At 62.6% G+C, this 21,087-nt stretch carries 12 protein-coding genes and 4 pseudogenes; 10 read left to right on the forward strand and 6 right to left on the reverse strand.

Going from position 1 to position 21,087, the window contains the following annotated elements:
• The first annotated feature begins 120 nt into the window (after nt 1-120).
• Nucleotides 121-294, forward strand: a complete 174-nt coding sequence (locus ACFJIU_RS15805; protein WP_379061309.1) for a hypothetical protein — start codon at nt 121-123, stop codon at nt 292-294.
• Here ACFJIU_RS15805 and ACFJIU_RS15810 read toward each other — a convergent pair.
• Nucleotides 291-884 carry a GNAT family N-acetyltransferase gene (locus ACFJIU_RS15810; protein ID WP_379061312.1) on the reverse strand — a complete coding sequence of 198 codons (594 nt, stop codon included), beginning with the start codon at nt 882-884 and terminating at the stop codon, nt 291-293. The genes ACFJIU_RS15805 and ACFJIU_RS15810 overlap by 4 nt on opposite strands.
• 16 nt (nt 885-900) lie before the next feature.
• Nucleotides 901-2,415 (reverse strand): helicase HerA-like C-terminal domain-containing protein, encoded by a 1,515-nt coding sequence (locus ACFJIU_RS15815; protein ID WP_379061314.1) that lies wholly within the window; start codon nt 2,413-2,415, stop codon nt 901-903.
• 186 nt (nt 2,416-2,601) lie between these two features.
• Here ACFJIU_RS15815 and ACFJIU_RS15820 point away from each other — a divergent pair, with 186 nt between their 5' ends.
• The gene (locus tag ACFJIU_RS15820; RefSeq protein WP_379073117.1) at nt 2,602-4,047 is read left to right on the forward strand and encodes a methylmalonyl-CoA mutase subunit beta; all 1,446 of its coding nucleotides are present in this window, start codon (nt 2,602-2,604) and stop codon (nt 4,045-4,047) included.
• Nucleotides 4,044-6,162: pseudogene (gene scpA, locus ACFJIU_RS15825) on the forward strand (methylmalonyl-CoA mutase). Before ACFJIU_RS15820 ends, scpA begins: the two are co-directional and overlap by 4 nt.
• Nucleotides 6,163-6,226: 64 nt before the next feature.
• Here scpA and greA read toward each other — a convergent pair.
• Nucleotides 6,227-6,694: a transcription elongation factor GreA gene (gene greA / locus ACFJIU_RS15830; RefSeq protein WP_379061316.1), complete on the reverse strand. Its 468-nt coding sequence runs from the start codon at nt 6,692-6,694 to the stop codon at nt 6,227-6,229.
• 151 nt (nt 6,695-6,845) lie between these two features.
• Between greA and ACFJIU_RS15835 the strand changes: the two genes are divergently transcribed.
• Complete coding sequence (locus ACFJIU_RS15835; protein WP_379061318.1) at nt 6,846-8,225, forward strand: TIGR03808 family TAT-translocated repetitive protein; 1,380 nt, start codon at nt 6,846-6,848, stop codon at nt 8,223-8,225.
• A gap of 93 nt (nt 8,226-8,318) precedes the next feature.
• On the opposite strand, the pseudogene ACFJIU_RS15840 reads toward ACFJIU_RS15835, so the two are convergent.
• A pseudogene (locus ACFJIU_RS15840) lies at nt 8,319-9,322 on the reverse strand (asparaginase).
• Between the two features lie 333 nt (nt 9,323-9,655).
• Here ACFJIU_RS15840 and ACFJIU_RS15845 point away from each other — a divergent pair.
• Entirely contained in the window at nt 9,656-11,068 is a 1,413-nt protein-coding gene (locus ACFJIU_RS15845; protein ID WP_379061320.1) for a purine-cytosine permease family protein, read from the forward strand.
• A 118-nt stretch (nt 11,069-11,186) separates the two neighbouring features.
• Here ACFJIU_RS15845 and ACFJIU_RS15850 read toward each other — a convergent pair whose 3' ends face one another.
• Entirely contained in the window at nt 11,187-12,353 is a 1,167-nt protein-coding gene (locus ACFJIU_RS15850) for an acetyl-CoA acetyltransferase (RefSeq protein ID WP_379061322.1), read from the reverse strand.
• Between the two features lie 201 nt (nt 12,354-12,554).
• Between ACFJIU_RS15850 and betI the strand changes: the two genes are divergently transcribed.
• The 5 genes and pseudogenes from betI (at nt 12,555) to betB (ending at nt 18,822) form a co-directional block, all read left to right on the forward strand.
• Entirely contained in the window at nt 12,555-13,139 is a 585-nt protein-coding gene (gene betI / locus ACFJIU_RS15855; RefSeq protein WP_379061324.1) for a transcriptional regulator BetI, read from the forward strand.
• Nucleotides 13,136-14,663: pseudogene (gene betC, locus ACFJIU_RS15860) on the forward strand (choline-sulfatase). Before betI ends, betC begins: the two are co-directional and overlap by 4 nt.
• Nucleotides 14,663-15,664 (forward strand): threonine/serine dehydratase, encoded by a 1,002-nt coding sequence (locus ACFJIU_RS15865; RefSeq protein ID WP_379073118.1) that lies wholly within the window; start codon nt 14,663-14,665, stop codon nt 15,662-15,664. Before betC ends, ACFJIU_RS15865 begins: the two are co-directional and overlap by 1 nt.
• Entirely contained in the window at nt 15,657-17,309 is a 1,653-nt protein-coding gene (betA, locus tag ACFJIU_RS15870) for a choline dehydrogenase (RefSeq protein ID WP_379061326.1), read from the forward strand. Before ACFJIU_RS15865 ends, betA begins: the two co-directional genes overlap by 8 nt.
• 49 nt (nt 17,310-17,358) lie before the next feature.
• Nucleotides 17,359-18,822 carry a betaine-aldehyde dehydrogenase gene (gene betB / locus ACFJIU_RS15875; RefSeq protein ID WP_379061329.1) on the forward strand — a complete coding sequence of 488 codons (1,464 nt, stop codon included), beginning with the start codon at nt 17,359-17,361 and terminating at the stop codon, nt 18,820-18,822.
• Here the strand turns inward: betB and ACFJIU_RS15880 are convergent.
• A pseudogene (locus ACFJIU_RS15880) lies at nt 18,819-21,070 on the reverse strand (mannose-1-phosphate guanylyltransferase/mannose-6-phosphate isomerase). The gene betB and the pseudogene ACFJIU_RS15880 sit on opposite strands and share 4 nt — an antisense overlap.
• Nucleotides 21,071-21,087: the final 17 nt, after the last annotated feature.

Here is a 21,087-nt window from a genome sequence, read left to right on the forward strand (position 1 = left end):
TAACCATCTTCGCCCTCAGGTTGTACTGGCGCGTCGAAATACGTCATTTGCCGTATGCCCAGAAAGGAGCGCAGCCGGCATGTACAGCGCATTGAATGAGCCAATCCCGGAGAGGAACGGATGCGAACGCTCACCGAAATGCAGCGCAAGTCGCTGAAAGATATACGCGCGCTGTTGAGTACCCACAATGAAATGGCCGCACGCGATGGCCACGGCGTGCTGGCCTATCTGCTAGAACTGGCTCGTGTCGAGGCCAATGACCTTCTGCGGCAAGATCCGAGCCGGGGTCGCTAGACGCACCGTTGCGCGTCGCTCTCGCTCGTGGCGGACATCCCATCGTCTATGTTGGTGGCGAAGTTCAACGTATAGCGGCGCTGATCTATCATCTCGCCGCGCGACCGAGAAAAAACCTCGACGCAATCAATCAGATTGAAGCCGAGTCTCACAAGAACCCTTCCGGATGCCGCATTGTCGGCTGCATGCCCGGATTTGAGCCCTTCGAACCGGGCGTCGTCGCGGGCAAAATGCACGGCAGCCTGTGCCGCTTCGAGTGCAAATCCGTGCCCCCACGCAGCGCGGTCGAACCAATAACCGAGGCTGCCGAAACCGTCGGCGATCTCATCGATATCGACAAGGCCAATCATTCGCCCATCCTGTTCAACGGCGAACCGATAGGCTTCGCCCGCCAGCCACTCGCGCGGCTGATCATGAAACCACTCTCGTATCTCTTGCAGGTCTGGCGGAAACGATGCCATGCGCAGCATGCGCGTCACATCCCAGTCCGACTGAATCGCGAAGGCCCGGTCGGCATCCGCGGCAATGGTCGGTCTCAGGACGAGACGCTGCGTGTGCAAGGATCGACGTGCGACTGTCATTCCGGCCATCGGCGATCGAAGCAGATCACCGGCGCGAGAGACTGCCCAGAATCCCACGCACAATGGCACGGCCGAGCGACGAGCCGACCGAACGGACAACCGATTTGATCGCGGCTTCGGTGACGGTTTGCCGGTTCGACGGACGCGGAGCACGCTGCTGACCCGAAGGCTGTCGGCTGCCGCCACCGAAATCCGGCAGCGTCCAACCAGAACCGCTTTCCTGCGGCGCCTGTGCTTCCGCAGCCTTCTTCTGCAAGATCTCGAAGGCCGATTCACGGTCGACTGTCTCGTCATACTGCCCAGCGACGGGGCTTTCGGCGATCAGCCTGCGGCGCTCGTCGGCGGTGATCGGGCCGAGCCTGGAAGACGGCGGGCGGATCAACGTGCGCTGGACCATGGACGGCGCACCTTTTTCCTCAAGTGTCGAGACCAGCGCCTCGCCGGTGCCGAGCTGGGTGATCGCCTTGGCGCAGTCGAAATCGGGATTGGGACGGAAGGTCTCGGCCGCCGTCCTCACCGCCTTCTGTTCACGGGGCGTGTAGGCGCGCAGCGCATGCTGCACCCGGTTGCCAAGCTGCGCCAGCACTGTCTCCGGCACATCGAGTGGGTTCTGGGTAACGAAATAGACGCCGACGCCCTTGGAGCGGATCAGCCGCACCACCTGCTCGACCCGGTCGATCAGCGCCTTTGGCGCATCATCGAACAGAAGATGCGCTTCGTCGAAGAAGAAGACGAGCTTAGGCTTGTCGGGATCGCCGATCTCGGGAAGCTGCTCGAACAGCTCGGACATCAGCCAGAGCAGAAAGGTGGCATAGAGGCGCGGGTTGCCCATCAGCTTGTCGGCCGCCAGCACGTTGACGGCACCTCGGCCATCGCGCGTTGTGCGCATGATGTCGGCGATGCGCAGCGCCGGCTCGCCGAAGAAATTGGCCCCGCCCTGCTGCTCCAGGATGAGCAGCGAGCGCTGGATGGCGCCAACCGACAGCTTGGTGACATTGCCGAAGCGAGCGGCAATCTCGCTGGCACGTTCGGCGATATTGGCGAGCAGCGCCTGCAAATCCTTCATGTCGAGAAGCAGAAGGCCTTCCTCGTCGGCAATGCGGAAAGCGATGTTCATCACGCCCTCCTGCGCTTCGGTGAGGTTCATCAGCCGCGACAGGAGCAGCGGCCCCATCTCCGAGACAGTAGCGCGGATCGGGTGGCCCTGTTCACCGAACAGGTCCCAGAAGATGACCGGGAATTCCTGAAACTCATAAGGATCGAGCTTCACGTCCTTGGCACGCTTGACCAGGAAGTCCTTGGCTTCCCCCATCGCCGCAATGCCCGAGAGATCACCCTTGATGTCGGCGCAGAACACCGGAACCCCGGCATTCGAAAAACCTTCGGCCATGATCTGCAGCGTCACGGTCTTGCCTGTGCCGGTTGCACCAGTGACCAGGCCGTGCCGATTGCCATAGCGCAACAGCAGGCTTTCCGGCCTTTGATAGCTGTCGTCCGGCTTGCGGCTGGCCCCCAGGAAGATGCTTGTCTCGTCAGCCATGTCTCGTCTCCGCAAAGCCGCTGTGCAAATCGTCACAAACCAGTCCCGTCGCAGGTATAGTAACGCCACCACCAAATTCAAAGGCGTTAGTGACCTCCTTGCGACATTGGCCGCATTGCGATGCGCGGCAATGGACCTTAGAGTGATTTGAAAGTGGCTGATGCGGCCGGCAGACGAGGATAGATGATGGGCAGCAAAGCCATCGACGAACCGAGCGAACCCGACAATCCGCAACGGCAGCGCTGGCTGGCGCTGGCCGAGAAGGCCCTGGCTGGTGCCTCCTTCGAAGAGAAGCTGGTTTCGCAGACTGACGACGGCATCCGCATCGACCCGCTTTATGAACGCGCGACCGGCCACGAACACAGCCTGCGCGCCAACCCTCTGAAGCCCTGGATCATCTCGCAGCGTGTCGATGATCCCGATGTCGAGCGGGCCCGCCTGCAGGTAGCCGAAGACATTGCGCAGGGCGCGACCGGACTGTCGCTGGTGTTCGAGGGCGCCCCCAACGCGTTCGGCTACGGCCTGCCCTATGCACCCGACACGATAGAGCGCGTGCTGGAAGGCGTGCCGCTGGACCAGACCTACCTGCGTGTCGACGTGCACCCCGCAAGCCGGGCCATGGCCGACTGGCTGACCGCATTCCTGGCCAAGCGTCGCGTCGATCCGGCGAGGCTCAATCTCTCCTTCGGCATCGATCCGGCGGCGATTTTCGCTGGTACGGGTCGGCTGCGCATGTCGATCGAGGCCCTGCAGGCTTCGATGCCGCAGTCGCTGGCGCATTTCTTCGCCATGGATGTGCCTGGCGTCCTGCTCGAGGCCGACGGCCGCGTATTCCATAATTCCGGCGCCACCGAAGCGCAGGAGCTCGGCATTATGCTGGCTTCGGCCGTGTCCTATCTGCGGCTGTTCGAAGAAGCGCGGCAGGCGCTGATCTACGCAGCACCGCATATCGGCTTCGCGCTTTCGGTCGACCAGGACCAATTCCTGTCGATCGCCAAGATCAGGGCGTTGCGACGGTTGTGGACGCGGGTGCTGGAGGCCAGTTCCATCCAGCCAGGGCCGGCCAGCGTGCACGCAGAGACATCCTACCGGATGGTCACGGCACTCGACCCGGAAACCAACATCCTGCGTTCGACCATCGCGTGTTTCGCAGCAGCCGTCGGTGGCGCGGACTCGATCTCGATCCTGCCGCACACCATCGCGCATGGCCTGCCGGCTGCTTTCGCGCGCCGCGTTGCCCGCAACACGCAGCTTGTCGTCGCCCGCGAAAGCCATCTCGACCATGTCGGCGATCCGGCTTTCGGCTCCGGTGGCATCGAGGCACTGACGGACAGCCTGTGCGAGGCAGCCTGGAAGGAATTCCAGCAGATCGAGAAAGAAGGCGGCGTGCTTTCCAGCCTGAAAGATGGTCATATCCAGGCCCGCATCGTCGCTGCCCGCAAGGCACGGGCAGAAGCTTATCACCGTGGCGAACGCGCCATCGTCGGCACCACGCTGCATCCGCTGAAGACCGAACGACCGGTGGAGACACTGGACGCCACGCCGCGGATCGTACCAACCGACGGCACCGTATTTTGCGAAGCGCTGCCGCCGGTCCGTGACGACCTGGTTGTGGCCGGAGGAACGGCTTGATCCCAGATTTCAGCACTATGGACTGGGTGGCGCCGCGTGCGCCGTCCACTGCGACCAATGGCACCTGGGAGACGCCGGAAGGCATCGCGGTCAAACGCCAATACGATCAGGTCGACCTCGAGGGACTGGGGAGTTCTCGATACTTATCCGGGCCTGTCGCCATTCCTGCGCGGCCCCTATCCGACCATGTATGTCCAGCAGCCCTGGACGATCCGGCAATATGCCGGTTTCTCGACCGCGGAAGAATCCAACGCCTTCTACCGGCGCAACCTCGCTGCCGGGCAGAAGGGCCTTTCCATCGCCTTTGATCTCGCCACGCACCGCGGCTATGACAGCGACCATCCGCGTGTCGCCGGCGATGTCGGTATGGCAGGTGTCGCTATCGATTCCATCCTTGACATGCGCCAGCTCTTCGATGGCATCCCGCTTGGCGAGATGACCGTCTCAATGACCATGAACGGCGCGGTGCTGCCGATCCTGGCGCTCTACATCGTTGCCGCCGAAGAACAGGGTGTTTCGCAGAAAGACCTCGCCGGAACCATTCAGAACGACATTCTGAAAGAGTTCATGGTGCGCAACACCTATATCTATCCGCCGAAACCCTCGATGCGGATCGTGTCGGACATTTTCTCCTACACGTCCAGGAACATGCCGAAGTTCAACTCGATCTCGATCTCCGGCTATCATATGCAGGAAGCCGGCGCGACGGCCGACCTGGAGCTCGCCTACACCATCGCCGACGGCATCGAATATGTGCGGGCAGGCGTTGCCACAGGCCTGGATATCGACAAATTCGCGCCACGGCTTTCCTTCTTCTGGGCGATCGGCATGAACTTCTTCATGGAAGTCGCCAAGCTGCGCGCCGCGCGCCTGCTGTGGGCCGAACTCATCGAGAAGAATTTTGCACCGAAGGACCCGCGCTCGCTGTCGTTGCGGACCCACAGCCAAACATCCGGCTGGTCGCTGACGGCGCAGGATCCCTATAACAACATCGTGCGCACGATGATCGAGGCGATGGCGGCTACCCAGGGCCACACCCAGTCGCTGCACACAAATTCCTTCGACGAGGCACTTGCCCTGCCGACCGACCATTCGGCGCGCATTGCCCGCAACACGCAGATCATCCTGCAGAAGGAAAGCGGCACCACTCGCATCATCGATCCGTGGGGCGGTTCGGCCTATGTCGAGCGGCTGACCCACGAACTCGTGGCGCGCGCGCGCGCCCATATCGAGGAAGTGGAAAAGCTGGGTGGTATGGCGGCAGCTCTCGAAAAGGGCATTCCGAAGCTGCGCATCGAGGAAGCCGCGGCACGCACGCAGGCCCGGATCGATTCCGGCGCGCAGGTGCTGGTCGGCGTCAACGCCTTCCGCCCAGAGCGTGACATCGAAGTGGACGTGCTGAAGATCGACAATGCCGAAGTGCGGGCAAGACAGCTGTCGAAGCTGCAGCAACTGAAAGGGACGCGCGAGGTCAGCGCAGTCGAGACGGCGCTCGACGATCTGTCAAAGGCAGCACAGGGCGACGGCAACCTGTTGGAATTCGCCATCCGCGCCGCCCGCGCCAAGGCGACCGTTGGCGAAATCTCGCTGGCGTTGGAAAAGGCGTTCGGGCGCCATGTCGCCTCCGTCCTGATGATATCCGGGGTCTACCGCGCGGCACTCGGCGAGAACCCCGAAGTCGACCGGTTGCAGGAGAAGATCGCCGTCTTCGAGAAAAAGCACGGCGCCAGGCCACGCATCCTCGTCGCCAAGCTCGGCCAGGATGGTCATGATCGCGGCCAGAAGGTGATCGGCACCGCCTTTGCCGACCTCGGCTTCGATGTGACGGTGGGCGCCATGTTCCAGACACCGGAGGAAATCGGCAAGCTGGCGGTGGAGAACGACGTCCACATCGTCGGCGTCTCCTCGCTGGCTGCCGGTCATCTCACCCTGGTGCCGGAACTGAAAGCCGTGCTGAAGAAGCTCGGCCGCGAAGACATGCTGATCGTCGCTGGTGGCGTCATCCCGCCTCAGGACTTCGATGCTGTCCTGAAGGCCGGTGCAGCCGAGATCTTCCCACCGGGAACGGTGATACCGGAAGCCGCGGAACGACTGGTGGACAGGTTGCTCGACTGAAGCAATCCAGGAAGAATGCGCAGCCAAGGCTTGGCGATACGGGCAGTATGGTTCTGACGATCGGCTACCGCAGCCCGACCACTTCCCATTCCCGGCCGTTGACCGCCGCTGTGTCGCCCATGCTTTTGCCGAACAGCGCGAGTGCCATCGGCGAAACATGCGAAATCGAACCTTTGGCGGGATCAGCCTCATCCTCGCCGACGATCTTCCATGTCACCGTCTTGCCCGCCTCATCCTCCAGCGTCACGCTCATGCCGAAGCGCACGACGCTGCCGTCGGGCTCGGGAACGGAAAGTTCGGCGTTTTCGCGTCGTGCGTTCCAGTAACGCAGGTCACGCGAAACCAGCGCGATACGCTCGCGGTCGCTATCCGCTTCCGCATTGGCCAATGCAGCACGCAACGAGGCCATCTCCGCATCGATCATCGCCAGGCCATCCACGGTGACGAGATTGCGATGCGCACTGACGGGCCGCTCACCGATGCCGGCGATGGCATTTTCGCTGTCTTCTTCGCGGGTGAAAGCTCTGCTCATAAAGCGAATTTAGGACTGGCTAGCCGCCTTAACAAGCCGGGAGCGACACAGGACGTTGCTGCCGATCTCTTTATGACGGTGCACCTAGCCAGCCGGTCATCGCCATGGCACGGTCCCTGCCCGGCAGCCTGGAAAACAAGGAATCGCGCCAATGCTGAACAGACGCCACCTCCTTGGCTTCGCCGCAGGTGTTGCCGGGCTCGGGCTGACGACGGGCTTGGCCGCGGCGGCCAAGCAGACGGCAGCGAAGCAGCGTTCGGCAAGCACAGGTGGCATCGACCCTGCAGCTTTTGGCGTAAGGCCAGGCGCAACCGGCGACCAGAGTGACGCTTTCGGCAAGATGCTGAAAGCAGCCAGCGACGCCAATCAGCCAATCCTGTTACCGCCCGGCGCCTATATCGTCTCCGGTCTCGTGCTACCGCCACGCGTGCGGCTCAGCGGCACGGCCGGTGCCACCCGGCTGATCCATGGCGGTGGCGGACCGTTCCTGTCAGCTGACAATGCCGACCACATCGCCTTTTCCGGCCTGGTCTTCGACGGCGCCAAACAATATCTTGGCGAAGGCGTTTCCGGCCTTCTCGATCTGCGCTCGGTGAAAGTCCTTTCGATCGACGATTGCCAGGTAAACGACGCCTCCAAGAATGGCATTGCACTGCAACGAGCGGCTGGGCGTATCGAACGCTGCACCATCACAGGTGCCGCGGACGCCGGCATCTGGTCGGTCGACGCCGCCGGCCTTGCCATCAGCGCCAACACCGTCAGCGACTGCGCCAACGGCGGCATCCTGGTGCACCGCTGGCAGATCGGCGAAGACGGCACCATGGTCATTGGCAACCGCATCGCCCGCATCGCCGCCCGCAATGGCGGCACCGGTCAGAACGGCAACGGCATCAACGTGTTCCGTGCCGGCGGTGTCCTCATCTCCAACAACATCGTCAGCGACTGCGCCTTTTCAGCAATCCGTGCCAATTCAGGCTCCAACGTGCAGATCATTGGCAACAGTTGCCTGCGCTCCGGCGAGACCGCGCTCTATGCCGAATTCACCTTCGAAGGGGCCGCGATCGCCAACAATGTTGTCGACGGTGCAGCCAACGGCATCTCGATCGTCAACTTCAACGAAGGCGGGCGCATGGCGACCTGCAGCGGCAACATCGTGCGCAATCTTTCCACCACGGGCCCGTACCCGGCGGAGGTCGGCGGATTCGGTATCGGCATCGGTGTCGAGGCCGACACCACGGTGACCGGCAATATCGTGGAAAACGCCCCCCAATGCGGCATGCAGCTCGGCTGGGGACCTTACCTGCGCAACGTGGTGGCGACGGGCAATGTCGTGCGCAAGGCCGGGATCGGCATCGCCGTCAGCGTCGTCGATGGCGCCGGGCCGACGATCATCACCGACAATGTACTGCAGGAGGTGCTGCATGGTGCCATTATCGGCAAGCGCTGGGCAGAGCCGGTAACCGTGGACCTGGCCGAGGTTGGCAATGCCGGCTTCACGCATCTCACCGTGGAAAGAAACCGCGTGAGCTAGAGCAATTCCAGGAAAAGTGTGGAACGGTTTTCCTGGAATTGCTTAAAAACAGAAAGCTAGAGCGTTTCCGCGAAAACCGGAAACGCTCAAGCGTCAAACCAGCGCCGCAGTCGGGCGCAGGAGGCCGACCCGCGCACCCAGCCGGCTTTCGACCGGCGGATTGGCGAACTCGACCAGCCTCACCGCCAACTCGGCGTCACCCTGCAGCAGCTTCGCCAGCACGGCGGCAACCATCACGCCAGCAGCGCGCTCAGCCCCATCGTCACATTTCAACGCGATGCCGAGCCCGAGCTCCGGCAATGCGGCACAGAACACGCCCTCTGCGCCCACCTTCACGAAGACGCGGCCGGGAGCCGCCCGCATCAGCTTCGTGTCCAGACGATCGGTTCCTGCAACCAGGAAGGGCTCGGCCATGCAGGCGTCGAGCAGCCGCTTCGCCGCTTTGGCACGCTCCGCTCCAAGACCATTACCCGTCGCCATCCTGGCGAAGCCTGCCGCGAAGCTGCGCAACGGTACCGCATAGGTCGGGATCGAACAGCCATCGGTGCCGCAATGGGAGGAGCCGTGGGCGGCGCCTGTCACCGTCTCCATCGCGTCCTTGATCATTTCCTGCATGCGATGGCCCGCCGCCACATAGCCGCGGTGGTCGATGCCAGAATGGCAGCAGGTGCAGATGAAGCCGGCATGCTTGCCGGAACAGTTGTTGTGCAGAGGATTGGGTTCGCCGCCGGAGCGCGCGAGTTCGATCGTTGCCTGATGGTTGGAGGGCCAATGCGAACCGCATTCCAGCGCGCTGGCATCGAGCCCCGCCTTGGCGAGCATCGCAGCGGCAAGCTCGACATGTTCGGGCTCGCCGGAATGAGACGAGCAGGCCAGCGCCAGCTCGCGATTGCCGAAACCATAGGCATCGGCCGCGCCGCTCTCGACAAGCGGCAACGCCTGATTGCCTTGACTGCCGAACGTGGGAAAACCGGATGTGCGGTGTTGCCGATATCGAACACCGTCTTTCCGTCGGCATCCACCACCGCAACCGCACCTCGGTGGGCGCTTTCCACCACGGCGCCGCGCAGCACCTCGACCAGAACCGGATTGGCCATGGAATCCTCGCTTCGATTTCGCACCGAACGCGTAGCGGCTCCGCGCTTCCCACGCAACCAGCAAGCATTGGCCCTATGGCACGCGGCCTGAGGCCCACTCCAGGCTGGGCCAAGGCCGGCCGAGCGAAACCGCAAGCCACGACGCGAGAAACGCATAAGCCTTTCGATTGAAAGGATATCTCGATTCAGCGAGCCCGATGCGGCGATCCGTATCCAGTAAGTGGCAGGAAAAACACAACCAGAGCGCTCACTCTTGACTCACTACCCGCCCGACTATGTATATACATATCATATTTCAAGCGGATCAAAACCGACTCTCGGGAGGAGGAAAGCATGGCAGCGGCATCAACCGGCGTGGCCGAAAGGCGCACGATCGATCGGATTCCAGAAAGCGAGCGGCACGGCTCGCCCTTCAACCAGTTCACGCTGTGGTTCGGTGCGAACCTGCAGATCACGGCCGTGGTCGACGGCGCCCTGTCCATTGTTTTCGGCGCCGAGGCGCTGACGGCGATCATCGGTCTCGCCATCGGCAACCTGCTCGGCGGCGCGGTGATGGCGCTGCATTCCGCGCAAGGCCCGCGCCTCGGCCTGCCGCAGATGATTTCCAGCCGGGCGCAGTTCGGCGTCAAGGGCGCTGCCCTGCCGCTGATCCTGACCGTGTTGATGTATCTGGGGTTCGCGGCCACCGGCACGGTTCTGTCCGGCCAGGCGATCAACCTGATGTTCGGCGTGCAGGCGCCAGCCTTCGGCATGCTGGTGTTTGGCCTCATCACCATCATCGTCGCGGTGGTCGGCTACAAGCTCATCCACGTCATCGGCCGCATCGCCACGGTCGTCGGCATCCTCGGCTTCGGCTACCTCGCCATTCAGCTCTTCTCGCAATACAATGTCGCAGACGCCTTCGGCCAGAAACCGTTCAGCTTCGCCACATTCCTGCTCACCGTTGCGCTCGCCGCCGGCTGGCAGATGACCTTCGCTCCTTACGTCGCGGACTATTCACGCTATCTGCCGACCGCGACGCCGGCGAAAACCACCTTCTGGTCGACGCTGCTCGGCTCGGCGATCGGCGCACAGATCGCCATGAGCTTCGGCGTCATCGTGGCGGCTCTTGGCGGCAAGTTCCTGCAGAACCAGGTCGGCTTCATGGGTGAGCTCGCCGGAGCCGGGCTCGCCGCACTGCTGACATACATCGTCATCGTCACCAACAAGCTCACGGTGAACTGCCTGAATGCCTATGGCGGCTCGATGACGATGCTGACCACGGTCAGCGCCTTCACCCGGCAGGACCGCATCTCGCAGGCGACGCGCATTGCCTACATCGTCGCCTTCGTGCTGGCGTCGGTTGCAATCGCCATCTTCGCGAGCTCGAACTTCCTGTCCTCCTTCAAGAACTTCGTGCTGCTGCTGCTCGCCGTCTTCGTGCCGTGGAGTGCCATCAATCTGGTCGACTACTATCTGATCTCGAAAGAGAAAGTCGACATCCCGGCACTTTACGATGCGTCCGGCCGTTACGGCGCATACAACTGGGTAGCGTTAGGCTGCTATCTGTTCGGCGTGGTGGTGCAGATCCCGTTCCTGAACCAGGCGCTTTACGAAGGACCGATCGCGGTGCTGCTGGGTGGCGCCGATATCTCCTGGATCGTCGCACTGGTGGCCACTTCGGTGGTTTACTACTTCCTGGCGCGCGGCAACGCCAACGTGCCCCAGACCATGATCCTGCCCAAGGACGCACCTGCCCGGGCATGATCCGATCGTCGACTATCGATACAAACAGAAGGGCCGCCGTTTCGATGAAACGGCGGCCCTTCTGTTTGTCCAACGCTATTCCAGATGGAAAAGCGCCACGCACTTTCCGGAAATTGCTTCAGCGAATGCGGTCTAGGATCGAGACGTAGTTGGCAACCGCGGCGCCACCCATGTTGAAGATGCCGCCGAGTTTGGCATCCTTCACCTGGATGCCACCTGCCTCACCGGCAAGCTGCATGGCGGTCAGTACATGCATCGATACGCCAGTCGCGCCGATCGGATGGCCCTTGGCCTTCAGGCCGCCTGACGGGTTGATCGGCAACTTGCCGTCCTTGGCGGTATAGCCTTCGAGGGCCAGCTTCGCACCCTCGCCCGGTCTGGCCAGGCCCATCGCCTCGTATTCGATCAGTTCGGCGATGGTGAAGCAGTCATGCGTCTCGACAAAGGAGAGGTCGTCGAGCGTGACCCCGGCCTTCCTGAGCGCGCGCTCCCAGGCCTGTTCGCAGCCTTCGAAGGCAAGGATGTCGCGCTTCGACATCGGCAGGAAATCCTGCACATGCTCATTGGCGCGGAAGGTGATGGCGCGGCGCATCCTGAGCGCGGTGTCGGTATCGGCAAGCACCAGGGCTGCGGCGCCATCCGAAACCAGGGAACAGTCGGTCCGCTTCAGCGGCCCGGCGACAAAGGGGTTCTTCTCACTTTCCTGGCGACAGAAGTCGAAGCCGAAATCCTTGCGCATCTGCGCATAAGGGTTGTCGACGCCATTCTTGTGGTTCTTGGCGGCGATCATCGCCAACGCGTCGGACTGGTCGCCGTAACGTTGGAAATAGGCCTGGGCGATCTTGCCGAAGACGCCGGCGAAACCGGCCGGTGTTTCGCCATCTTCCGGCAGATAGGAGGCCTTGAGAAGGTTCTTGCCGATCTCGGGGCCTGGTGTCGTCGTCATCTGCTCGGCACCGACCACAAGAACGATACGCGCGGCATTGGCGTCGATGGCGCGGATGCCCTGACGAACCGCTGCCGAACCGGTGGCACAGGCGTTCTCGACCCGGGTGGCTGGCTTGAAGCGCAACCGGTCGTCGGCCTGCAACACGAGGCTGGCGGTAAAATCCTGGGCCGAGAAACCGGCGTTGAAGTGGCCGAGCACGATTTCGTCGACATCGTCCGGCCCGATGCCGGCATGTTCGAGCGCCTCCGAGGCGACCTTGGTGATCATGCCTTCGAGCGTCTCGCCCTCCAGCTTGCCGAAGCGCGAATGCGCCCAGCCAACGATGCTTGCCGTCATGGGAGTTCTCCAGATTGGCCTTGCCTTTCCTAGCATATTAGGTCTGGCACGGTAACTGTTCAATCCTGAACATATAGGCCAGTCTCGAGGAGTTGCGAAGGGCGCTCGCGGCCTCGCGTCGCAACGACCACAATGCATGGCGGGATTTTTATTGATTGACGGATCAATTAAAAATAACTTGCCGGGCGGGAGAAGCAGAACATGCCGAAAATCGGAATGGAACCGCTGCGTCGAAAGGCGCTGATCGACGCTACGATCTTGGCGATCGGCGAGCGCGGATCGCTCAACGTCACCATGTCGGAGATCGCCGACCGCGCCGGCGTATCCTCGGCGCTGGCGCACCACTATTTCGGACCGAAGGAAGAGCTGCTGCTCGCCACGATGCGACATCTGCTGGCCGATCTCGGCGCCGACACGATCGTGGCCCTCAACAAGGTCAGCACGCCGCGTCAGAGGCTCTCGGCAATTGTCGGCGTCAACTTCAACGCCGGCCAGTTCCGCGAAGAGACCGTACACGCCTGGCTTGCCTTCTATGTCGAGGCGCAGAATTCGCTGCCATTGAGACGCCTGCTGCGCATTTATGCCCGCCGCCTGCATTCCAACCTGATGAGCGGGCTTCTGCCGCTGGTGTCGCGCGAGGAGGCCGCACGAATGGCCGAAGCGATCGCTGCCATGATCGACGGGCTCTACATCCGCCGTGCGCTGCGCGACGGGCTGCCCAATCCTCTCAGCGCCGGTGCGCTGGTGGAGGACTATATTGACGCCAAGCTGGCGCAGGTACGATGACAAAAGCCCCCAACATCCTGATCATCATGGTCGACCAGCTTGCCGGAACAATGTTTCCAGACGGGCCGGCGGACTTCCTGCATGCGCCGAACCTCAAGGCGCTCGCCGCACGCTCGGCGCGCTTCCGCAACAACTACACCGCCTCGCCCCCTGTGTGCACCCGGGCGTGCGGCTTTCATGAGCGGGCAGTTGCCGTCACGCAACGGCGTCTACGACAACGCCGCCGAGTTCCCGTCCTCCATCCCGACCTTCGCGCACCACCTGCGCGCGGCCGGCTATCACGCCGTGCTGTCAGGCAAGATGCATTTCGTCGGCCCGGATCAGCTGCACGGCTTCGAGGAACGCCTGACCACCGACATCTACCCGGCGGATTTCGGCTGGACGCCGGATTACCGCAAGCCTGGCGAGCGCATCGACTGGTGGTACCACAATCTGGGTTCGGTGACCGGCGCAGGCGTCGCTGAAATCACCAACCAGATGGAGTATGACGACGAAGTCGCCTTCCACGCCCAGCAGAAGCTCTACGATTTCGCCCGGACATCGGATGACCCGCAGCGCCGCCCGTGGTGCCTGACCGTCTCCTTCACCCATCCGCACGATCCTTACGTCGCACGGCGCCAGTATTGGGATCTTTATGAGAACTGCCCGGCACTCGAACCCGAAACCGGCTTCATCCCATACGACAGGCAGGATCCGCATTCGCAGCGGCTCTACAAGGCCAGCGACTACGACAGTTTCTCGATCACGCCCGAACACGTCCGTCGTGCCCGCCAGGGTTACTTCGCCAACATCTCGTATCTCGACGACAAGGTCGGCGAACTGCTGTCCGTGCTCGAGCGTACACGCATGGCCGATGACACCATTGTCGTGTTCGCATCCGATCATGGCGACATGCTGGGTGAGCGCGGTCTTTGGTTCAAGATGTGCTTCTATGAAGGTTCGGCACGCGTGCCGCTGATGATTGCCGGCAAGGGCATCAGCCCTGCCCGCATCGACACGCCGGTGTCGAACCTCGACCTCTGCCCGACGCTCTGCGATTTCGCGGGCATCGATATCGGCGCCATCCAGCCCTGGACCGACGGACAATCGCTCATGCCGCTGCTGCAAGGTGGAGGACGCAGCGAACCGGTGCTGATGGAGTACGCGGCTGAGGGCTCTTACGCACCGATCGTTGCGATCCGCGAGGGCCGCTACAAATTCGTGCATTGCGAGATCGACCCGCCGCAACTGTTCGATCTGGAACAGGATCCGCAGGAGCGCGTCAATCTCGCCGGCGATCCCCGCCATGCAGCGATCGCGGCGGCATTCATGGAAAAGGTGCGGTTGCGATGGGACATGAACGTGTTCGATGCCGCGGTGCGTGAAAGCCAGGCACGCCGCTGGGTCGTCTACCCGGCCCTGCGCAACGGCGCCTACTACCCATGGGAGTTCCAGCCGTTGCAGAAAGCGTCCGAGCGCTACATGCGCAACCACATGAATCTCGACACGCTCGAAGCGGACAAACGCTTCCCGAGAGGTGAATGATGATTGAGCCGCACATTCCTTCTCTTGAACACATCCGGCGTGCCTATGCGGAAACCGCGAAGGCAACGCTAAGAACGCCGTTGCTGGAGTCGGCAGCACTTGCTCGCCAGATCGGTGCCGCCAGGGTCTTCGTCAAACCTGAATCGCTGCAATGGGCGGGCTCTTTCAAGGTCCGAGGGGCCTATTGGCGTTTGAAACAGCTATCGTCCGAGGAAGCGCGGAAAGGCGTGGTCGCCTATTCCTCGGGCAATTTTGCGCAAGGGCTGGGAGCCGCAGGACAAGCGCAAGGTATTCCCGTCACAATCGTCATGCCGATCGATGCACCGTTGGCCAAGCGCGAAGCGACTGCCGGCTACGGCGCCCGGGTGGTGCTGACCGACCACGGCGACCGCCCCCGAGAAGAAGTGGCGGCAGCGAAAGCTCGAGAGATTGCCGCAGCCGAAGGCCTGGCTTTGCTGCACCCCTTCGATGACCCCGAGATCGTCGCCGGACAGGCAGGCGCAGGTCTGGAGGCACTCGATCAGCTGGCCGCTCAGCGTGCCGCAGCCGATCTTCTTTTCTGCCAGGTCGGCGGTGGTGGCCTGATCGGAGGCGTCTCTCTTGCCTTCCACTATCTCTCACCCAAAACCCGGATCCTTGCCGTAGAACCCGAAGGCTTTAACGGCATGGGCTCGTCGCTGGCGCATGGCACGATAGAAACAATGCCGCTCGGCCCAAAGTCGATCTGCGATGGCCTGATGGCGCGGGCACCTGGCAGCGCCCCGTTTGCCGCGCTGAAAACCGCAGGAGCCGAGGGCATCACGGTGGCTGATGGTGCCGTGCGGAACGCGATGAAAACTGCCTTCGAACGCCTCAAGCTCGTGCTGGAGCCCTCGGGCGCAGCATCGCTGGCAGCCTTGCTTGATGGCGGCATAGACGTATCCGGCAAGACAGTGCTCGTAATCGCAACCGGCGGCAATGTCTCGCTTGCCGATTTCATGGCGCATATGAAAAATGCTTGAAGCAGATTTTGTGATCATCGGCTCCGGCTCTGCCGGCGCGGCCATGGCCCACCGCCTGTCGGAGGACGGCAAACATTCGGTGATCGTCATCGAATATGGCGGCTCCGACGCCGGCCCGCTCATCCAGATGCCATCGGCGCTGTCTATCCCGCTCAACATGCCGCTTTACGACTGGGGCTTCGCCTCCGAACCGGAGCCGCATCTCGGCGGGCGCATCCTCGCCACGCCACGCGGCAAGGTCATAGGCGGTTCGTCCTCGATCAACGGCATGGTCTACGTACGCGGCCATGCGCGCGACTTCGATCATTGGGCAGAACAGGGGGCGAATGGCTGGAGCTTCGCAGACGTGCTGCCCTACTTCAAACGCATGGAAGACAGCCATGGCGGCGAGGACGGCTGGCGCGGCAAAGGCGGCCCGCTGCACGTCCAGCGCGGCGCCCGTACGAACCCGCTCTACGCCGCCTTCATCGAGGCGGGCCACCAGGCCGGCTTCGAACTGACCGAGGACTACAATGGCGCCAAGCAGGAAGGCTTCGGGCCGATGGAGCAGACCATCCGCAAGGGTCAACGCTGGTCGGCGGCGAATGCTTATCTCAAGCCTGCACTGAAGCGGCAGAACGTGAGTCTCGTCAAAGGCTTCGCGCGGCGTGTGATCATCGAGAATCAACGTGCGACGGGCGTCGAGATCGAGGCTCGCAAACAGATTCAGGTCGTTAAAGCACGGCGCGAGGTTATCGTCGCAGCATCCTCGATCAATTCGCCCAAGATCCTGTTGCTGTCCGGCATCGGCCCGGCGAAACACCTGGCCCAGCACGGCATTGCCGTCGTCGCCGACCGGCCTGGCGTCGGCCAGAACCTGCAGGACCACATGGAGCTTTACATCCAGCAGGAAGCGATACAGCCGATCACGCTGAACTCGATCCTCAACCCGTTCTCCAAGGCGCTGATCGGTGCGCGCTGGATGTTCTTCAAGAGCGGTCTGGGTGCCACCAACCATTTCGAAGCCGCCGCCTTCGTGCGCTCGGCGCCAGGTGTCGACTATCCCGACATCCAGTATCATTTCATTCCGGCGGCCGTGCGTTACGACGGCAAGGCTGCAGCGAAGTCACACGGTTTCCAGGCACATGTCGGGCCGATGCGGTCAAAATCACGCGGCTCGGTCACGCTACGCTCGCATGATCCCAACGCCAAGCCGGTGATCCGCTTCAACTACATGTCGCATGCCGACGACTGGAAGGATTTCCGCCACTGCATCCGCCTTACCCGCGAGATCTTCGGCCAGGCTGCCTTCGATCCGTTCCGCGGTCAGGAGATTTCGCCGGGCAGCCATGTGCAGAGCGACGATGAGCTGGACGCGTTCATCCGCGCGCATGCTGAGAGCGCCTACCATCCCTGCGGCACCTGCCGCATCGGCCGCGCGGACGATCTGCATGCCGTTGTCGATCCCGAATGCCGTGTGATCGGCGTCGACGGGCTCCGTGTCGCGGACTCCTCGATCTTCCCGCGTGTCACCAACGGCAATCTCAATGCGCCATCCATCATGACCGGCGAAAAAGCCGCCGACCATATTCTTGGCCGCACACCACTCGCGCCTTCGAACCAGGAACCCTGGATCAATCCGCGCTGGCAGGTCTCGGACAGATAGAGCATCATCGGCTACCACATCCGGCAGGCCACAGACTTCGGAGTATCCCATGCGCGCCCAACCCAAGGCATCGCACTATATCAATGGCCGTTTCGTCGACGACGAACGGGGCGCGCCCCTGCCGGTGATCTATCCGGCGACCGGCGAAACCATTGCCACGCTGCATTCTGCGACACCCAACATCGTCGAACTGGCCGTCGAGGCAGCCCGCGCCGCGCAGCCGGCCTGGGCCCGGATGAAGCCCGTCGAACGCGGCCGCATCCTGCGCCGTGTCGCCGACATCCTGCGTGCCCGTAATGCCGAACTTGCCCGCATCGAGACGCTGGATACCGGCAAGGCTATCCAGGAAACACTGGTTGCCGACCCGGCATCCGCCGCCGATGCACTCGAGTATTTCGGCGGCGCAGTGGCGAGTTACACCGGCGATTACGTCGATCTTGGCGGTCCCTTCGCCTATACGCGGCGCGAAGCGCTCGGCGTGTGCGTCGGCATCGGCGCCTGGAACTATCCGATTCAGGGTGCTGGCTGGAAATCGGCACCTGCACTCGCCATGGGCAACGCGATGGTCTTCAAGCCATCGGAAAACACGCCGCTTTCCGCCCTTGCGCTTGCCGAAATCTACACGGAAGCCGGGCTTCCGGATGGACTTTTCAACGTCGTGCAGGGCTATGGCGATGTCGGTGGCGCGCTGGCCTCGCACGAAGTGGTCGCCAAGGTCTCGCTGACAGGCTCGGTGCCAACCGGCAAGAAAGTGCTGGCCCTGACCGGTTCCCTGATGAAACACGCCACAATGGAACTTGGCGGCAAGTCACCGCTGATCGTGTTCGATGATGCCGACCTCGAGAACGCCATCGGTGGCGCCATGCTCGGCAACTTCTATTCGACGGGCCAGGTCTGCTCCAACGGCACCCGCGTATTCGTGCAGAAGGGCCTGCATGACCGGTTCGTCGAACGGCTGACCGAGCGCACCAAGGCAATCCGCATCGGTGATCCGCTCGACCCCGAAACGCAGATGGGGCCGCTGATCAACAAGGCGCAGCACGACAAGGTGATGTCTTATGTCGGCATCGGCAAGACCGAAGGCGCTTCGCTGCACTATGGTGGCGGCGAACCGAAACTGCAGGGCTTCGAGAACGGTTTCTTCATCGAGCCGACCATCTTCACCAATGTCACCGACCAGATGCGCATCGCACGCGAGGAGATCTTCGGACCGGTGATGAGCGTGCTTTCCTTCACCGATGAAGACGAAGTGATCGACCGCGCCAACGATACCGAGTTCGGTCTCTCTGCCGGTGTCTTCACCCGCGACCTGCCGCGCGCGCATCGTGTCATTGCCGAGCTGCAGGCCGGCACCTGCTGGATCAACAACTACAATCTGTCACCGGTCGAGATGCCGTTCGGCGGCTTCAAGCAGTCGGGCATCGGCCGCGAAAACTCGCTGGCGGCGCTGGCGCTCTATTCGCAGGAAAAGTCGGTCTATGTGGAAACCGGCGACGTGGCGAGCCCGTACTAGATCTGCCCCGCCTTGCCTGCTTCCTCGGTCTTGTCGAGATACTGCGTGAGAGCAGTGACGAGATGATAGAAGATGCTCGCCGGCACTTCGGTTGCCTGTGAGCGGCCACGCTCGTCGATCCAGTCGACCCACAGGCCGAGCGGCGCCGGATCGATGTGCCAGCGGAACAGGCGCCCGACACGCGCCTCGATCTCCGGTTTCAGATCCGGTCCCCCGGTGCCGTCCAGTGCGATCGCCGCCTTGATCGCCTCCGTCTGCGGCCAGCTGCGCGAGATGCCGTCGAGCGGCAGGCCATCGCGCGAGACAGCGCCGTAAGCCAACCCGGTGGCGCGGTTCAGGCCATTGGCTATGGCCGAGGCATAAAGCTTGCGCGCGAAACCCGTGAGATCGACCTGGCCGCTGCGCTGCGCGAAATCGACCAGCAGGGATGCCCATTCGAAGTGATGACCGGGTTCGGTCCATTGGCCACGCTCGCCTGGCGCCGGTCTCCACTCGTCATCGAAATATTCGCCCAGCGTCCAGCTTTCGCGGTCGAAGAAATGGTTGCGAAACAGGTCTGCAAGCCTTGCGGCGCGGCGCAGATAGGTGCGGTCTCCGGTGACTGAATGCCATGCAGGAAAGCCTCCAGCAGATGCATATGCGGGTTGGAACGACGTTCTCCCTTGCCGCCCGATGTTTCCAGGAAACCGGTCAGACGTTCGTCCTCCAAATGCGCGTCCAGGAAGGAGAACGTCTCCTGGCCAAGCCGCAACGCATCCGGGTTACCGCACATATGCGCATGCGCCAGCGCCAGCAGCACGCAGGAGTGGTCGTAAGCATCCTCCGCGGGATCAGCGACGCTGCCGTCTATATTCATCGTGCGCACCCAACCGCCTTTGTCGGTACGGCCATGACGCGCCATGAAATCGATGCCGTGCGCGATCAACCGATCGGCCGGCCCATCCCAGCCACGCTCCTTGGCTACCGCGAAGGCGTAGACCTGGCGGGCCATGGTGCGCATGCGCTTGGGCTTCATCAGGGGTGATGCGTCCAGGCCCAAGGCCTCGTGAAAACCGCCAAAGCGATCATCGACCCCAACGGTCGACCACAACGGCATGGTTTCCTCGAACAGCCAGTGGCGCACACGCCTGCGCCAGGAGCCGCTCTCGATGACACGATCATGTGCCGGCGTGAACCTGGTCTCCAGGCGTCCGCTTCTTTCGAGCTGCTCGACCACCTTGCGCACATTCTGGCTGTGACTGACGGGGGCCACGAAAGTGGCATCGGCGGTGGAAACGATGGCTATGTCCTGAAGACCGACGGCAGAGAGAAGGCGGCCCTGGCTGCGGATGTAGGAATTCCGGCAATCGATCGCGACGACGTCGCCGATGACGACATTGCCGTCGGTGTCGGCAGGGCCGACATCGAGCAAGGACTGCCAAGAGCCAAGGTCGTTCCAGCGGAAGCCCGCCGGCACCATCGCGATATCAGCTGCCCGTTCCATGATGGCATAGTCGATCGAAATCGCGGGAATGGCTTCGTAGAGATCCTGTGCCATGTAGAGGCCGGACACATCGCTGGTCGCCGCCTTGAAAGCGGCTTCGGTGGCCTGCCATATATCCGGTCGAAACGACACGAAGGCATCACGCATGGCGCTGGCGCGAAACAGGAAGATGCCGGCGTTCCAGTAGAAATTGCCTGCTGCAAGATAGGTCTGCGCAGTGGCGAGATCCGGTTTTTCGACGAACCGCGAGACATCGAACACACCATCCCGTTCCGCGCCGGCTTCGATGTATCCATAACCCGTTTCCGAATGGGTCGGCCGCACACCAAACACGACCAGCCTGCCTGCATTGGCAGCGGGAACGCCGGCTTCCACCGTTTGCCAGAACTGGGCAGCGGTTGAAATTTCGTGATCGGATGGCACCACCAGCATCAGCGCATCGTCGAACTCCGCCAGTGTGCGCAGCGTTGCCAGCGCCACGGCGGCGGCGGTGTTGCGACCAACAGGCTCGAACAGGGCACCACCGCCGCCAAGATCGATGTCTGCAAGATCGCTGCCGACCCGGTCGGCATGGCGCTCGGAGGCAATCAGAAAGACGGAAGCCTCGCCGTCCTTGCGCGCTGCCAGGCGCTGCAGCGTCTTCAACAGCATCGAACCATCACCCGACAGGTCGTGGAACTGCTTGGGATTGTCCTCGCGCGACAGCGGCCATAGCCGCGAACCGACCCCACCGCTCATCACAAAACCGACGATGCGCTCGCTCATGCCGTCCCCGTCGCCCG

Origin of the sequence: Mesorhizobium sp. UC74_2 (assembly GCF_042701485.1) — a bacterium.
Taxonomy (GTDB): domain Bacteria; phylum Pseudomonadota; class Alphaproteobacteria; order Rhizobiales; family Rhizobiaceae; genus Mesorhizobium.

Bases quoted from the DNA above. Each gene is read 5' to 3' on its own strand.
- ACFJIU_RS15805 (WP_379061309.1), top strand. From the start codon at position 121: ATGCGAACGCTCACCGAAATGCAGCGCAAGTCGCTGAAAGATATACGC.
- ACFJIU_RS15810 (WP_379061312.1), bottom strand. From the start codon at position 884: ATGGCCGGAATGACAGTCGCACGTCGATCCTTGCACACGCAGCGTCTC.
- ACFJIU_RS15815 (WP_379061314.1), bottom strand. From the start codon at position 2,415: ATGGCTGACGAGACAAGCATCTTCCTGGGGGCCAGCCGCAAGCCGGAC.
- ACFJIU_RS15820 (WP_379073117.1), top strand. From the start codon at position 2,602: ATGGGCAGCAAAGCCATCGACGAACCGAGCGAACCCGACAATCCGCAA.
- greA (WP_379061316.1), bottom strand. From the start codon at position 6,694: ATGAGCAGAGCTTTCACCCGCGAAGAAGACAGCGAAAATGCCATCGCC.
- ACFJIU_RS15835 (WP_379061318.1), top strand. From the start codon at position 6,846: ATGCTGAACAGACGCCACCTCCTTGGCTTCGCCGCAGGTGTTGCCGGG.
- ACFJIU_RS15845 (WP_379061320.1), top strand. From the start codon at position 9,656: ATGGCAGCGGCATCAACCGGCGTGGCCGAAAGGCGCACGATCGATCGG.
- ACFJIU_RS15850 (WP_379061322.1), bottom strand. From the start codon at position 12,353: ATGACGGCAAGCATCGTTGGCTGGGCGCATTCGCGCTTCGGCAAGCTG.
- betI (WP_379061324.1), top strand. From the start codon at position 12,555: ATGCCGAAAATCGGAATGGAACCGCTGCGTCGAAAGGCGCTGATCGAC.
- ACFJIU_RS15865 (WP_379073118.1), top strand. From the start codon at position 14,663: ATGATTGAGCCGCACATTCCTTCTCTTGAACACATCCGGCGTGCCTAT.
- betA (WP_379061326.1), top strand. From the start codon at position 15,657: ATGCTTGAAGCAGATTTTGTGATCATCGGCTCCGGCTCTGCCGGCGCG.
- betB (WP_379061329.1), top strand. From the start codon at position 17,359: ATGCGCGCCCAACCCAAGGCATCGCACTATATCAATGGCCGTTTCGTC.